General features: G+C 72.2%; 11 protein-coding genes. 8 read left to right on the plus strand and 3 right to left on the minus strand.

The annotated features are described in order from the left end of the window. The first annotated feature begins 26 nt into the window (after positions 1–26). Together ACGF8B_RS08570 and ACGF8B_RS08575 are read left to right on the plus strand one after the other, a co-directional pair. Positions 27–929, plus strand: coding sequence for a LysR substrate-binding domain-containing protein (locus ACGF8B_RS08570; RefSeq protein WP_392736003.1), 903 nt, complete (start codon positions 27–29; stop codon positions 927–929). A 568-nt stretch (positions 930–1,497) separates the two neighbouring features. Then, the gene (locus ACGF8B_RS08575) at positions 1,498–2,454 is read left to right on the plus strand and encodes a cytochrome P450 (protein ID WP_392736474.1); all 957 of its coding nucleotides are present in this window, start codon (positions 1,498–1,500) and stop codon (positions 2,452–2,454) included. Here the strand turns inward: ACGF8B_RS08575 and treY are convergent. Both treY and glgX read right to left on the minus strand, forming a co-directional pair. After that, a complete protein-coding gene (treY, locus tag ACGF8B_RS08580) occupies positions 2,414–4,810 on the minus strand; it encodes a malto-oligosyltrehalose synthase (protein ID WP_392736005.1) in 2,397 nt (798 codons plus the stop codon). The two genes, ACGF8B_RS08575 and treY, sit on opposite strands and share 41 nt — an antisense overlap. A gap of 100 nt (positions 4,811–4,910) precedes the next feature. Beyond that, positions 4,911–7,076 carry a glycogen debranching protein GlgX gene (gene glgX, locus ACGF8B_RS08585; RefSeq protein ID WP_392736008.1) on the minus strand — a complete coding sequence of 722 codons (2,166 nt, stop codon included), beginning with the start codon at positions 7,074–7,076 and terminating at the stop codon, positions 4,911–4,913. Between the two features lie 441 nt (positions 7,077–7,517). Here glgX and ACGF8B_RS08590 point away from each other — a divergent pair, with 441 nt between their 5' ends. Then, complete coding sequence (locus ACGF8B_RS08590) at positions 7,518–8,750, plus strand: SAV2148 family HEPN domain-containing protein (RefSeq protein ID WP_266428444.1); 1,233 nt, start codon at positions 7,518–7,520, stop codon at positions 8,748–8,750. A 78-nt stretch (positions 8,751–8,828) separates the two neighbouring features. Continuing rightward, positions 8,829–9,560: a 3'-5' exonuclease gene (locus ACGF8B_RS08595; RefSeq protein WP_342281398.1), complete on the plus strand. Its 732-nt coding sequence runs from the start codon at positions 8,829–8,831 to the stop codon at positions 9,558–9,560. Between the two features lie 84 nt (positions 9,561–9,644). On the opposite strand, the gene ACGF8B_RS08600 is transcribed toward ACGF8B_RS08595, so the two are convergent. After that, complete coding sequence (locus ACGF8B_RS08600) at positions 9,645–10,511, minus strand: phosphotransferase enzyme family protein (protein ID WP_392736010.1); 867 nt, start codon at positions 10,509–10,511, stop codon at positions 9,645–9,647. A 104-nt stretch (positions 10,512–10,615) separates the two neighbouring features. On the opposite strand from ACGF8B_RS08600, the gene ACGF8B_RS08605 reads away from it, so the two are divergent. From ACGF8B_RS08605 to ACGF8B_RS08620, 4 genes are all read left to right on the plus strand, one after another. Then, on the plus strand, positions 10,616–11,587 hold the full coding sequence (locus ACGF8B_RS08605) for a carbohydrate ABC transporter permease (protein WP_392736013.1): 972 nt from the start codon (positions 10,616–10,618) through the stop codon (positions 11,585–11,587). Next, the gene (locus ACGF8B_RS08610) at positions 11,584–12,423 is read left to right on the plus strand and encodes a carbohydrate ABC transporter permease (protein ID WP_392736015.1); all 840 of its coding nucleotides are present in this window, start codon (positions 11,584–11,586) and stop codon (positions 12,421–12,423) included. The genes ACGF8B_RS08605 and ACGF8B_RS08610 overlap by 4 nt, the downstream gene beginning before the upstream one ends. After that, positions 12,423–13,721 carry an ABC transporter substrate-binding protein gene (locus ACGF8B_RS08615; RefSeq protein WP_392736017.1) on the plus strand — a complete coding sequence of 433 codons (1,299 nt, stop codon included), beginning with the start codon at positions 12,423–12,425 and terminating at the stop codon, positions 13,719–13,721. Before ACGF8B_RS08610 ends, ACGF8B_RS08615 begins: the two co-directional genes overlap by 1 nt. A 563-nt stretch (positions 13,722–14,284) precedes the next feature. Then, a complete protein-coding gene (locus tag ACGF8B_RS08620; RefSeq protein WP_350985409.1) occupies positions 14,285–14,365 on the plus strand; it encodes a tryptorubin family RiPP precursor in 81 nt (26 codons plus the stop codon). Positions 14,366–14,462 lie beyond the last annotated feature (97 nt).

Genomic DNA, 14,462 nt, shown 5'->3' on the forward strand with positions numbered 1-14,462 from the left:
GGGTACGGCCCGCGGGGGAGAGCACGATGAGCCTGCGACAGATGGAGTACTTCGTCACCGTCGTCGAGGAGTCGTCGTTCACCCGCGCCGCCGAAATCCTCCACGTCACCCAGCCCGCGCTCTCCCACCAGATCAAGGCCCTGGAGCGGACCGTCGGCGGCGCCCTGCTGGAACGGCTGCCGCGCGGTGTGCGGCTGACCCCGATGGGCCGCGCCTACCTGCCGCACGCCGAGCGCTCCGTACGCAGTGCCGCCCAGGCACGGCGGGCGGCACGGGCGGCGGCGGGCGCGGAGGGCGGCGAGCTGCACATCGCGACGGTGCACGCGGTGGCCGTCGGCATCCTCCCGGACGTCTTCGCGCACTGGCGCCGGGCGCATCCCGGGGTCGCTCTCGTGCTCCACGAGTACGCCACCCCGGAAACCCTGGCGGAACAGCTCGAACGCGGCACCGCCGACCTCGCCGTCGGCCCGCCGCCCGCGCACTGGCCGGGGCCGGTCGTCCCGGTCGGTGAGGAGGAGATCGTCCTGGTGGTCCCCTTCGACGACCCGCTCGCCGGACGGGCCTCGGTCCGCCTGCAGGAGCTGGCCGACCGGCCCTGGGTGCGCTGCGCGATGGAACCCGTGATCCAGGGCCGGCCGTTCCTGGACCTGGCCTGCGGGGAAGCCGGCTTCACACCCCGTACGGCGGTGCGCACCGAACACACGTCGACGGCGGTACGGATGGCGGCGGCCGGAGTCGGAGTCGCCACGGCTCCGGCCCATGTCGTCCGGGGCGCGGTCGGCGAGGACTGCGCGGTCCTCGCCGTCGATCCACCGTGGCGGCGCCGACTGGCGGTCTTCTCCCGGGTGGAACTGACGGGGGCCACCGCCGCGTTCACGGAACTGCTCGCCGGCTCCGGGCCGCTCGGCCCCCGTACACCGACGGGCTGAGACATGCCGCCCGGTGTACCGCCGGGCGGGGCGCGCCGCCCTCACCCGTACGGCCGTACGCCGACTGCGCGACGCCCCCGCCGGTGATCCCCTGGTGAGGAACCGCGCCGCACACCGGCGCCCTGACGCCCCGGGGGTACGGATGCAGGCCGACGCGCCGGAAGGCATATCCGCACCGGGCCTCGGCCGCCGAGTGCGCCGGCCGGTGCGCGGCCCCCACCCGAGCACCGGCCCCAGCCTGCTGGAACCCGGCGCGGCGTACGACCCGTACCGGCTCTACCGGGTCCTGCGCGAGGAGTACCCGCTCAGCTACGACGCACCTCTGGGCGCGTGGCTGGTCAGCCGGTACGCCGACGTGGTCACGGCCCTCACCGACCCCCGGTTCACCGGTCTCCCGAACGACACCGCACCGCGTGGCGCCCCCGCCCCGCTCGGCCTCTGCCACGGCGACCCCCGCTGCGCACCCCGCGACCTGCCCCCGGCTCCGCCGGAGGCTGTACCGGGTCACATGGCAGATCGAGGAGCTGGGTCACGTCACATGCCGGACCCGGAGGCTGGGTCACGTCACATGCCGGACCCGGACCCGAGCCCCGGCCCGTATGCGGTGACACGTCACACGGCAGGCCCCGATCCAGTGCCACGTCACATGTGGAACCCCGCTTCGGACCCAGGCCATATGCCGGACCCCACCCCGGTGCCACATCCATCGGTCCCCTGTCACACGGCCGCGCGGATCGAACGGACCGCGTACGTGCTGGCGCGCAGGATCGCGGGCCGGCAACAGGCGGACCTCGTCGATGAGTTCTGCCGCTGGCTGCCCATCGGCGCCGCCCCCGGCACGAGCGCCCGCCGCTACGCCGACCGGCTGTCCGGCCTCGTGCCGGGCACCACACCCGGCATCGCACGAAGCCCCCGGCCCCCCGCCGCACCGGCCACCGCCCACACCACCCCGCCACGCATCACCTACGCCATCCAGCCCGGCTCCGCCGCATCCACCTCCGCCGCACCCGCCTCCGCCGCACCCGCCTCCGCCGCACCCTGCACCCGGCACACCGGCCTCCGCGAGAGGGCGCTCGCCTCCTTCCTCGCCAATGTGCTGGACGCCCCCGACCTCCTCGCCGCGCTGCGCGTCGAACCCGCCCTGGCCGACCGGGCCTGGACGGAGTCGCTGCGCCGCGATCCGCCGGTCCAGGTGGTGCTGCGCCGCACCGTCACCGAGGTCACCCTCAGCGGCGGCACACTCCCCGCCGGGGCGGACGTCGCCTGTCTGATCGGCGCGGCCGGCCGCGATCCGGAACGGTTCGCCACCCCCGACCTCTTCGATCCCTTCCGCCGCGACCAGGGCCGGTCCCTCACCGGCCCCGCGTCCTGCCCCGCCGTCCTGCTCGGCCGGCTGGAGGCGGGGCACGGCCTGCGCGCGCTGCTCGACGCGATGCCCCGGCTCCGCTGGGCGGACGGATTCCGCCCGGCCGGCACCGGGCTGCTCACCCGGGGTCCGCGGGCGCTCCTCGTCCGGCCCGGCTGAGCAGCGCCACCGGCCGCCCGGCGAAGAGTTCGGCGAGCGCGACGGAGCCCCCGGCGAACTCCCGGCCGGGCGCCAGCAGATCGGTCCACGGGCCGTCGTCCGGCAGCACCAGCTCCGTGTCGTGCCAGCCGCCCGACTCCGCCAGCCGCAACGACAGCCTGGTCACCGCGGTGACCACCTCGCCGGAGCGGCAGAACGCCAGACAGTGCGCGGCCGCCGGGCCACGGGCGCCCAGCGGGGCGTACGTACCGGACCCGCCGAACACCTCAGGCCGTTCGCGCCGCAGCCGCAGGGCGGCCGTCGTGAGTTCGCCCTTCTCGCCGAGGGCCCCGTTCCCGTCCGGTTCGCGGAACGGCCGCCGGTTGTCCGGGTCGACCAGCGCCAGGTACTCCCGCTCCGTGCCCTGGTACAGATCCGGCACCCCCGGCATCGTCAGCTGCACCAGCGCCGCACCCAGCACATTGGCCCGCACATAGGGATCGAGGGTGCTCGCGAACCGCTCCAGCGTCTCGCGCACCGGACCGGAGCCGGCGGCGGGCCCCGCCGCCACGAAGTCCGTCACCGCCCGCTCGTACGCCGGATCGGGCTCGGTCCAGCCGGTGAAGAGGCCCGCCTCGCGCACCGCCTTCAGCAGCGCGGGCTCCAGCCGGCCCGCCATCTCGCGGCCCGGCACCTTCGCGCAGCCCGCCGCCGTCTGCCAGGCCTGCCAGGCGAGCTGCGGGTCCGGAGCGGTGGCCGGGGTCGCCCGCTCCAGTTCGGTCAGCAGCCCGGACCACGACTGCGGGCACTCCGTCAGCACCGCGACACGGGCCCGCACATCGGCGCTCCGCTTGGTGTCATGGGTGGTCAGCACCGTTCCGGTGGCCGGCCAGTCCCGGGCCAGCCGGGCACAGAAGGCGTGGAACTCCTCCGGCGTCACCGCCGGCTGCCCGGGGTCGCCGCCCACCTCGTTCGCCGAGATCAACGGCATGTACCGGTAGAACGCCGTGTCCTCGACCGACTTGGCGCGCAACGCGGAGGCGGTCTGCGCGAACCGGGCACAGAACGCCGCCCGCTCGGGCCCCTCACCCAGCCGCCCCAGCGCCAGCTCCCGGACCACGTCGACGGCCGACGCCTCCTGGGCGACGGCGAACATCGCCTTCGCGTCCCGGACGACCGCGTCCGACAGCGTCTCCTCGGCCGTCTCCGGGCAGGGCCCGCCGGCCGTCACGTACGGGCGGTAGACGGGCACCCGCACCAGCAGCTCGCGCACCGCGGCGTGCAGCGCCCACGGGGCGTGGTCGCGCAGCGCGGGGCCGGCCGCGCAGATCCGTACGGCGAGCCGGGTCAGCAGCTCGGTCTCGGCGGCCAGTTCATGCGTCACCACCCGGTACGCGGCGCGGCGGACTGTCGCCGTCCAGTGGCCGCCGCGGTCGCCGGCGGGGCCCGCGTACTCCCGGTAGCGGCCGACCAGCTCCGCGGCGCCCATCGGGTCGACGAACAGGCCGTCCACCCGGTGCAGGGCGTCGTACCCGGTCGTCCCCGCGACGGCCCAGTCCGCGGGCAGCGGCTCGCCGCCGGTGAGGATCTTCTCCACCACCGTCCACCGCCCGCCGGTCGCCTCCGACAGCCGCTCCAGGTACGCCGCGGGCTCGGCCAGCCCGTCGGGGTGGTCGATGCGCAGCCCGTCGACGACACCGTCCCGGACCAGTTCGAGGATCTTTCCGTGGGTGGCGGCGAAGACCTCGGGGTCCTCCACCCGCACCCCGATGAGCTCCGAGATCGTGAAGAACCGCCGGTAGTTCAGCTCGGTACGGGCCAGCCGCCACCAGCCGAGCCGGTAGTGCTGGGCGTCCAGCAGCTCGGGCAGCGGCAGACCGGCGGTGCCGGTCCGCAGCGGGAACTCCTGCTCGCCGTGGCGCAGCACGTCCCCGTCCACCCGGAGCGAGCCGAGCTCGTCGCCGATCGGCCCGCCGAGCACCGGCAGCAGCACCTTGCCGCCGCCCGCCGCCCAGTCGATGTCGAACCAGCGGGCGTACGGCGACGCGGGCCCCTCCCGCAGCACCTCCCACAGCGCGCGGTTGTGGCGGGGGACTGCGGCCATGTGGTTCGGCACGATGTCCACGATCAGCCCGAGACCGTGCTCGCGTGCCGTGCGGGCCAGTTCCCGCAGTCCCTGCTCACCGCCGAGCTCGGCACGTACCCGGCTGTGGTCGACGACGTCGTAGCCGTGCCGGGAGCCCGGCACGGCCTCCAGGACCGGGGACAGATGCAGATGCGAGACGCCGAGCGCGGCGAGATACGGCACGGCCCGTCCGGCGGCCGGGAACGGGAAGTCGGGCTGGAGCTGGAGCCGGTAGGTGGCGGTGGGCGTCATGCGGACGTTCGTACCCAGCCTGGCGGCTTCTGTGTCACGGAACGCCGCAAAGGGCTCGACCGGCGGTGTCCGCGCCCGCCCGGCGGGGCGGCCCCCGGCCCTACGCGGGCCGTTGCAGCACCGCCATGCTGCGCCCGACCAGCGTCACCCGATCGCCTCCGGCCACCTTCGGCCCGGAACCGGGCATGACGCCGACCGGACGCGCCGTGTCGACCACCACCAGCCACTGCCGGCCGTGGTTCACCGGCACGGAGAACTCCAGCGTCTCCGCGCTCGCGTTGAACATCAGCAGGAACGAGTCGTCGGAGATCCGCTCGCCGCGCGGCCCGGGCTCCGAGATCGCGTGGCCGTTCAGGAAGACCGTCAGCGCCTTCGCGTGCGCGGCCTGCCAGTCCCGCTGCTTCATCTCGCCGCCCTCGGGCGTGAACCACGCGATGTCCGAGAGCTCGTCGTGGGTGCCCTCGACCGGACGGCCGTGGAAGAACCGGCGGCGCCGGAAGACCGGATGGTCGCGGCGCAGCCACACCATCGCCCGGGTGAACTCCAGCAGACTGCTGCCCCCGGCACCGTCCTCGCCCCGCTCGGCCCCGTCGGCGCCCTCCCGCACCGGCTCCCGGGGGTCCGGCCAGTGCACCCACGACAACTCGCTGTCCTGGCAGTACGCGTTGTTGTTGCCCCGCTGGGTACGCGCGAACTCGTCGCCGTGGCTCAGCATCGGCACGCCCTGCGACAGCATCAGCGTGGCGATGAAGTTCCGCATCTGCCGGGTCCGCAGATCGAGGACCTCCGGCTGGTCGGTGTCCCCCTCCGCGCCGCAGTTCCAGGACCGGTTGTGGCTCTCGCCGTCCCGGTTGCCCTCGCCGTTCGCCTCGTTGTGCTTGTCGTTGTACGAGACCAGGTCGTGCAGCGTGAATCCGTCGTGGCAGGTGGTGAAGTTGATCGAGGCGAGCGGCCGCCGCCCGTCGTCCTGGTACAGGTCCGACGACCCGGTCAGCCGCCCCGCGAACTCCGCGAGGGTCCGCGGCTCGCCCCGCCACAGGTCCCGCACGGTGTCCCGGTACTTGCCGTTCCACTCGGTCCACAGCGGCGGGAAGTTCCCCACCTGATAGCCGCCCTCGCCCACGTCCCACGGCTCGGCGATCAGCTTCACCTGGCTGACCACCGGGTCCTGCTGCACCAGGTCGAAGAACGACGACAGCCGGTCCACCTCGTGGAACTGCCGGGCCAGGGTCGCCGCCAGATCGAAGCGGAAGCCGTCCACGTGCATCTCGGTCACCCAGTACCGCAGCGAGTCCATGATCAGCTGGAGCACGTGCGGCGACCGCATCAGCAGGGAGTTCCCGGTCCCCGTGGTGTCCATGTAGTACCGCTGGTCGTCCGCCAGCCGGTAGTACGAGGCGTTGTCCAGGCCCCGGAAGGAGAGCGTCGGGCCCAGATGGTTGCCCTCCGCGGTGTGGTTGTAGACCACGTCGAGGATCACCTCGATGCCGGCCTGGTGCAGCGCCCGGACCGCCTGCTTGAACTCCAGCACCTGCTCGCCCCGGTCGCCCCAGGAGGCGTAGGCGTTGTGCGGGGCGAAGAAGCCGATGGTGTTGTAGCCCCAGTAGTTGGCCAGCCCCGCGTCCGCCAGCCGGTGGTCCTGGACGAACTGGTGCACCGGCATCAGCTCGATCGCCGTGACGCCCAGTTCCGTCAGATGGGCGATCACCTCCGGATGGGCCAGCCCCGCGTACGTGCCGCGCAGCTCCTTGGGCAGCCCCGGGTGGAGCATCGTCAGGCCCTTCACATGGGCCTCGTAGATCACCGTGCGGTGGTAGTCCGTACGGGGACGCCGGTCGTCGCCCCAGTCGAAGTACGGGTTGACCACCACCGAGGTCATGGTGTGCGGGGCCGAGTCGAGATCGTTGCGCGCGTCGGGCCGGCCGAACGGATAGCCGTACACCGCCTCGCCCCACCGGATCTGCCCGGCGACGGCACGGGCGTACGGGTCGAGCAGCAGCTTGGCCGAATTGCAGCGGGCGCCGCGCTCCGGTTCGTACGGCCCGTGGACCCTGAATCCGTACCGCTGCCCCGGCATCACGCCGGGGAGATAGGCATGGCGGACGAATGCGTCGGTCTCCCTGAGCTCCACCGCCGTCTCGGAACCGTCGTCGTGCAGCAGGCACAACTCGATGCGTCTGGCGGCCTCCGAGAAGACCGCGAAGTTGGTCCCGGCGCCGTCGTACGTGGCACCGAGGGGATACGCCTGTCCCGGCCAGACCTGCATAGGTTCGACCCTTCCACTTCTGATCCGGGTGCCTGGAGCTTGCGGGCTGCCAGGGCGCGTCCGACCCCTGATCCGCCGGGCGGGCCCTGGTGCCAGATCTTCCCCGAAACAGGTGCGGCTACCTAGGACCGACCGGCAATCGGGGGGCGGCGTCGCGGGGCCGGGCGGCCGGGGACGTCACGGGGTCCGGTCAACATCGGGCCCCTCTGTGTCGCCCGGAACCGGGATCCGGGCCCGGGAAACCGGCGCTCGCCCGGTACTGAGCCCGGGTTGGGGTGGTTAATCACTATGAATCACCTCACTGCGGCAGATCTTGCCGCTGAGAACATGCCTGCGCCGTAGGGGAGTTGACGAAGCAGCATGCGCATCCGGCTGCACCGGCTCCCGCTCCCGGAGTACCCTTCCTTGATCGTTCGTGGGGGAGTGGAAGGCGGTGCGCGGGTGAGCTCGGGCGGATTCGAGCTGCCCCCAGGTGACCCGGGTCACGAGGGGGACTCCACCGATGTCCCGCCAGGGGCGGTATCGCTTGCGCAGCCCATGGAGATCGGCGCGGAGCTGGACTGGGGAGCGGACGCCTGGAGCGAGGTGCGGACGCGCGCGCAGCGGGCCGGACGCGCCTACATCTGGCTGAATCTCGTGGAACAGCGGCTGCGTGCCGTGGTCGCCGCGGTGCTCCGGCCTATCTACGAACCGGTGCACGGCGAGGACTGGGTGGTGGCCGCCGCCGGGCCCGCCGGGCAGGAGTGGGTGCAGCGGGCCGTCGCCGTGCGCGAGGTCTCGCGCCGCAAGGGCTATCTGCTGGACCCCGCCGACGACAACGTTCTCAGCTTCCTCACGCTGCCGCAGCTGCGTGAGCTGATGGTCCAGCACTGGCCGTGCTTCGAGGCGTACTTCGACGACCGGCGCGAGGTGGAGCTGGCCCTGGACGAGCTGGAGGTCGCCCGCAACGTGGTCTCCCGCAACCGCGCCCTGAACGAGGCGGTCCTCGCCCAGGCCGAGCGCGCCTCCGCCCGGCTCCTGGAGATCCTGGGCAGCGGCGCCGCGGTTCCGTCGGCCGACCGGCTCCCGGTCGACGCCGTCGAGGAGCTGGTCGGCGACCGGTACGCGGATGTGGTCTCGGTCCACTCCGACCGGGTGCGGCTCCAGCGCCAGCTGCCCGCCGAGGACCTCTTCGGCGGTTCGCGCCGGCTCGACGCGATCGGCATAGGACTCAACCTGCTGGTGCAGAACTTCTCCGGCCGCAGGCTCATCCGGCTCGCCGAGTCGGGCTGCCGGGTCCGGCTGCTCTTCATCAACCCGGCCAGCAGCGCGGTCAAGCGCCGGGAGCGGGAGCTGGGGCTGAAGAAGGGCGAGCTGAGCCGGTCGGTGGAGATGAACATCCTTCATATGCGCCGGGTCCGCTCCAAGCTCCGCGACCCGGGCGCCTTCGAGATCCACGTGTTCGACGAGACACCGCGCTTCACGGCCTATCTGGTGGACGGCGACGGGACCGACGCGGTCGGGGTCGTCCAGACCTATCTGCGGCGCGCACGCGGCATGGAGGCGCCCGTGCTGGTGCTGCGCGGCGGCGGGCGCGCGGTGGTCCGGGCGGGGCAGGACAACGAGCACGGGCTGTTCGAGACGTACCGCGAGGAGTTCGAGTCCGTGTGGGCGGACTCCCGGCCCGTCTCCTGAGGGGCCGCCACCGCGTTGTCAGTGGTGCGTGCGAGGGTGGTCATCACCTGGGGGAGAGCACCACGAAGGAGGTACGGGATGAGCTGGCACCGGGAGCCGCTGGTCGGCTTCGACCTGGAGACGACGGGCACCGAGCCGCTGGAGGCACGGATCGTGACCGCCGCGGTGGTCGGCGTCCGCGGCAGGGACGGGGAGCCGGTGCGCCAGCGCGCCTGGCTGGCGGATCCGGGCATCCGGATCCCCGCGCAGGCCTCGGCGATCCACGGCATCAGCAGCGAGCGGGCGGCGGCGGAGGGCCGGCCGGTGCGCGAGGTGGCCGACGAGATCGCCGAGACCCTCACCGGCTACTGGCGCCGGGGCGTCCCCGTCGTCGCGTACAACGCGGCCTTCGACCTGACGCTGCTCACGGCGGAGTTGCGCCGGCACGGGCTGCCGTCGCTGAGCGACCGGCTCGACGGGGCCGGGATCGGCCCGGTCATCGACCCGTACACCATCGACCGGGCCGTCGACCGCTACCGCAAGGGCAAACGCAACCTGGAGGCGGTCTGCGTCGAGTACGGCGTGGTGCACGGCGGGGCCCATGACGCGGGGGCGGACGCGCTGGCCGCGGTCCGGGTGGCGTACGCCATAGCCGAGCGGCACGGCTCGGTGGCCGGGCTGACCGCCGCCGAGCTGCACGAGCGCCAGGTGGAGTGGTACGCGCAATGGGCGGCGGACTTCCAGCAGTTCCTGCGCCGCAAGGGCACGGCCGACGCGGTGGTCGACGGCCACTGGCCGCTGCGGGAGCCGGCCGGAGTCACCGCCGGCTGACGGCGCGCAGAGGTACGGACCCGACGCGGACGGGCCGGGCCGCCTCCGGCGCTCCGGCCCCGCGGCCGGATCCGGGGGACGCCCTCAGAACGGATACCACCGCACCGCCGTGTCGCCGTCCCGAAGCGAGGCCACCCGGCGGCGGAATTCCGCGAGCGCCTTCGGATTGGCCGGTGCGTGCTGGGACACCCACGCACAGCTGGCCGTCTCCCGGGCCCCGCGGAGCACCGCGCAGCCCTCCCACTCCCGGACGTCCCAGCCGTAGGCGGCGGTGAAGGCGTCGTACGCCTCGGGCGCCAGGCCGTACCGGTCCCGGGACAGCGCCAGCACCACCAGATCGTGCTCGCGCAGATCCGCGGAGAAGGTCTCCAGGTCGACCAGCACCGGACCGTCCGGGCCGACATGGACGTTACGGGGCAGCGCGTCGCCGTGGATCGGACCCGGCGGCAGGTGGGGGACCAGCGCGGCGGCGGCCGCCGCGAAGCCGTCGCGCCGCTCGCGCAGATAGTCGGCGTCGGCCGGGTCGATCGCATCGCCCGCGAGCCGCAGCCAGCGTTCGACCCCGCCCAGCAGTTCACGCGGCGGCAGGGCGAGGCCGTCCGGGACGGTCAGCGCGTGCACCCGGGCGAGCAGCGGTGCGAGGTCCCGCGGCTCGGCGGGGCGTACGGCATCGGGCAGCCGGTGCCAGAGGGTCACGGGATGACCCTCGACCAGGCGTGCCGCGGGCTCGGCGGCCCGTACGGCGGGGACGCCCGAGGCGGCCAGCCACCGGGCGACGGCCACCTCGCGCTCCGCCCGGTCCCGCAGTTCCGGGTGGCGCACGGCGTCGCGGCCGATCTTGACCACCAGGTCGCCGACGGCGAACACCGCGTTCTCACCCATCGCGAGCAGCTCCGCACCGCCGGACAGCCCGGCAGCGGTCAGCACCTCACGCGCACGCATCTCGTTCATGACTCCGATTTTCGCATCCGTGCAGGCCTGCTTGACGAACCGATGACCCGTCAGCACGATGACGGAGGCCATCTGAGCGGCCAGAACGGTATGAATCCGATGTAATGACACAAGGGGGCGGATTCGTGACATTGGCGAGTGCAACCGTACGTTCCGAGAGGCACGGTCCGCCCGGAAGCCCGCAGGACAAACGGTCCCGGCCGGTCAACCGGAGCGCCGGTACCTGGTTCCTGGTGCTGCCCGCGCTGATCCCGATCCTGGTCCTGAGCGTCGGCCCGCTGCTCTACGGCATCGCACTGGCCTTCACCGACGCCCAGTCCGGCCGCACCCGCTCCACCCAGTGGGTGGGCGGACTGAACTTCCAGGACCTGCTCCACGACACACTCTTCTGGGACTCGTTCCGGATCGGTCTGGTCTGGGCGTTCGGCGTCACCGTCCCGCAGTTCGTACTGGCCCTCGGCCTCGCCCTGCTGCTCAACCAGAATCTGCGGCTGCGCTGGCTGGCACGGGCCCTGGCGATCATCCCGTGGGCGATGCCCGAGGTGGTGGTGGGCCTCATGTGGCGGCTCGTCTACAACCCGGACGCGGGCATCCTCAACGAGACCATCCGTGATCTCGGCCTGGGCGACGGCCGCGACTGGCTCACCGGACTCGCCACCGCCCTGCCCGCCGTGATCGTCGTGGGCGTCTGGTCGGGCATGCCCCAGACCACCGTCGCCCTGCTCGCCGGGCTGCAGAACACCCCGCACGAACTCCACGAGGCGGCCGCCCTGGACGGCGCCGGTGCCTGGCGCCGCTTCCGTACCGTCACCTGGCCGGTGCTCAAGCCCGTCGCGCTCTCCATCACCGCGCTCAACTTCATCTGGAACTTCAACTCCTTCGCCCTGGTCTACGTGCTGACCAACGGCGGCCCCGGCGGCCGTACCCGGCTGCCGATGCTCTTCGCGTACGAGGAGGCGTTCCACTACGGACAGTTCGGGTACGCGGCGGCCATGGGCTGTGTGATGGTCGCGGTGATCTCCGTGATCCTCGCGGTGTATCTGGCCGGCCGGCTCAGGGGAGGCGAGGACCGATGAGCATGCGCACCGGCAGAGCCGCACGCGCCGGACAGTACGCCGCACTGCTCGGCTACCTCGTCTTCCTGGCGTTCCCGTTCCTGTGGCTGATCTCCACCGCCTTCAAACCCGCCCGCGAACTGGGCTCCCTGCACCCCACCTGGATCCCCGAGAACCCGACGCTCGACAACTTCCGCGCCGCGTTCGACGAACAGCCGCTGCTCCAGGCCGCCGCCAACTCGCTGGTCGCCGCGGTCTGCGCCGCCTTCATCGCGGTCCTCGTCGCCACGCCCATGGCGTACGTGATGGCCCGCCGCCGCTCCAGGCTCTCGACGGCGGCCACCGGATGGGTGGTGATCAGCCAGGCGTTCCCGCTCGTCCTGGTGATCATTCCGCTCTTCCTGATCCTGAAGAACCTCCATCTGATCAACACCCGGTGGGGGCTGATCATGGTGTATGTCGTCTGGGCGCTGCCCTTCGCGCTCTGGATGCTGGTCGGCTACGTACGGGCGGTGCCCGCGGAGCTGGAGGAGGCCGCCTCGGTCGACGGGGCGGGGCGGCTGCGGACGCTCGTCTCGGTCACCGCCCCGCTGCTGGCCCCCGGCATCGTCGCCACCGCGCTCTTCGCCTTCATCACCGCGTGGAACGAGCTCTTCTTCGCGCTCGTCCTGCTCAAGACACCGGAGAAGCAGACCTTGCCGGTCGTACTGACCCACTTCATCGGCGCGGAGGGCGCGGCCGATCTCGGGCCGCTCGCCGCGGCCGCCTTCCTCGCCACCCTGCCCTCGCTGGTCATCTTCGCGATCATCCAGCGGCGGATCACGGGCGGCATGCTGGCCGGGGCGGTGAAGAACTGATGCGGGCATCCCTGCGGCGGACGGCCGCCGCGACGGCCACCGCACTGGCCCTGCTGCTCACCGGTTGCGCGGGAACGGACGACGGCGGGGGCGACAGCGGGCGGATCGAGCTCAGCTTCCAGTCGCTGGCCTGGCAGAAGGAGTCGGTCGACGCCAACAAGCAGCTGGTGAAGGAGTGGAACGAGACCCACCCGGGCATCCATGTCAACTACATCCCGGGCAGCTGGGACACCGTCCACGACCAGCTGCTCACCGCCTTCGAGGGCGACGAGGCGCCGGACATCATCCATGACGCATCCGACGACCTGGCCGACTTCGCGTACGGCGGCTACCTGGCCGATCTGCGGACACTCCTCCCCGACCGGCTGACCGCGGACATCCCGCGGCAGAGCTGGTCCACCACCACCTTCGGCGACGGTGTCTACGGAGTGCCGTTCCTCCAGGAGCCGCGCGTCCTGATCGCCAACACCAGGATCCTGACGGAGTCCGGGGTCCGGATCCCGACGCCCGAACACCCCTGGAGCTGGTCCGAGTTCCGGCAGGTCACCGGGGAACTGACGGGCAGGGGTCGCTACGGCATCGCCTGGCCGCTCAAGGAGCCGGTCTCCGTCACGCTGAACCTGGGGCTCTCCGCCGGCGGCGAGCTCTTCCACCGCGCCGACGACGGCAAGGTGACCATTCGCGCGGACGAGGGCGACCGGATCGTCCCCGACACCGTCCACGACCAGGTCAACACCGACCACAGTGCCGCGCGCACCGCGCTCGGCATGGGCGGCTCCGACACCCTTCCCGGGTTCTTCGGCGGCAAGTACGCGATGGTTCCGCTGGGCTTCTCGTACCGTCAGCAGGTGGTCGAGCAGGCCCCCGAGGGCTTCGAGTGGACGGTCCTGCCTGCCCCCGCGGGCAGCGCGGGCCTCGCCCAGGGGGTCAGCCCGCAGACCCTGTCCGTCTCGGAGGCCAGCCCGCACAAGAAGGAAGCCGCGCAGTTCATCGACTTCCTGCTGCGGCCGCCGAACATGGTGCGGCTGGCCAAGGGGGACTGGATGCTCCCGACGGGCACCGCGGCGCTCGCCGACCCGTCCCTGCACACCGCCGAGAACGGCTGGGCGACCGGTGTGGCTGTCGCGAAGGCGCTCCGTCCGGCGCCGGCCCAGTCGGTGCGCGGCTACCCGGAGTGGAAGGACAAGGTGGCCACGCCCGCCCTCCAGGAGTACTACAGCGGGGCCATCGGGGGTGCCGAGCTGAGGAAGCGTCTGGTCGACGACGGGAACCGGGTCCTGGCCCGCTACCAGCGCTGAGGCACCACGCCGCGGACCACGGCCGCCTCCCCGGGCGTTTCCCCGGCCCGAAGCACTCCCCGCCGTCGTCGGCGGGGAGTGCTTCGGGCTTCCCGCCGATTCGGTTTCATGGGCCACGCGGTACGCGGGCGGGTCAGACCAATGATTACCGACCGGTACGTTTCTTTCGACGGGTAACCGAAAGTGTCCGGGAAATCGCTCGCAGGTGCCGGCCCGGATTCCTCGCATTCCCGGGCGTCGGCGATTCAGACATTCAACGGCCTGAATCAGTCTCTTCAGGCTCTTGTGTCCGCGCGCCCCGAGCGAGTATGGAGCGTGCTGACCGCCTCGTGACCTGGTGTTCCGTCAGGAGCCCGCGTGCCGACGGGAGGTTGCCGAAAACTGAACGCCCTGCCGCTTTCCGAGGGAAAGAGGTCATTGACAATTCGTTTCGCACTGAGCTTCACTCCTTTCGGCGGTGACCGGCACTGAATTCCCTGTCCGAGGCGGGGTGTTGGTGTCGTGAGCGGCTCAAGTCATGCCCGTCGGAATGCAAATTCAGAGTAAAAGATGGAGGTGCTGTTATGAAGTTCCTTTTCTTGCTCAAGGACAAGATGACGCCGGAGAAGAGCCTGAAGGCGTACGCCTGGTACCACTGGTACTAGGCCGACAGGCGGTCCTTCGTCCCGAGGGACACGGTCAGTCGATTCGGGCCCGTGTCCGGCCAGGCCTCATCGGCCCGCCGGGCGCGGGCCCTTCCCG

The sequence above is a fragment of the Streptomyces sp. NPDC047917 genome (assembly GCF_043204345.1).
Classification (GTDB): domain Bacteria; phylum Actinomycetota; class Actinomycetes; order Streptomycetales; family Streptomycetaceae; genus Streptomyces; species Streptomyces sanglieri.

Bases quoted from the DNA above. Each gene is read 5' to 3' on its own strand.
- ACGF8B_RS08620 (WP_350985409.1), top strand. From the start codon at position 14,285: ATGAAGTTCCTTTTCTTGCTCAAGGACAAGATGACGCCGGAGAAGAGC.
- treY (WP_392736005.1), bottom strand. From the start codon at position 4,810: ATGACGCCCACCGCCACCTACCGGCTCCAGCTCCAGCCCGACTTCCCG.
- ACGF8B_RS08570 (WP_392736003.1), top strand. From the start codon at position 27: ATGAGCCTGCGACAGATGGAGTACTTCGTCACCGTCGTCGAGGAGTCG.
- ACGF8B_RS08600 (WP_392736010.1), bottom strand. From the start codon at position 10,511: ATGAACGAGATGCGTGCGCGTGAGGTGCTGACCGCTGCCGGGCTGTCC.
- ACGF8B_RS08605 (WP_392736013.1), top strand. From the start codon at position 10,616: ATGACACAAGGGGGCGGATTCGTGACATTGGCGAGTGCAACCGTACGT.
- glgX (WP_392736008.1), bottom strand. From the start codon at position 7,076: ATGCAGGTCTGGCCGGGACAGGCGTATCCCCTCGGTGCCACGTACGAC.
- ACGF8B_RS08610 (WP_392736015.1), top strand. From the start codon at position 11,584: ATGAGCATGCGCACCGGCAGAGCCGCACGCGCCGGACAGTACGCCGCA.
- ACGF8B_RS08595 (WP_342281398.1), top strand. From the start codon at position 8,829: ATGAGCTGGCACCGGGAGCCGCTGGTCGGCTTCGACCTGGAGACGACG.
- ACGF8B_RS08615 (WP_392736017.1), top strand. From the start codon at position 12,423: ATGCGGGCATCCCTGCGGCGGACGGCCGCCGCGACGGCCACCGCACTG.
- ACGF8B_RS08575 (WP_392736474.1), top strand. From the start codon at position 1,498: ATGCCGGACCCGGACCCGAGCCCCGGCCCGTATGCGGTGACACGTCAC.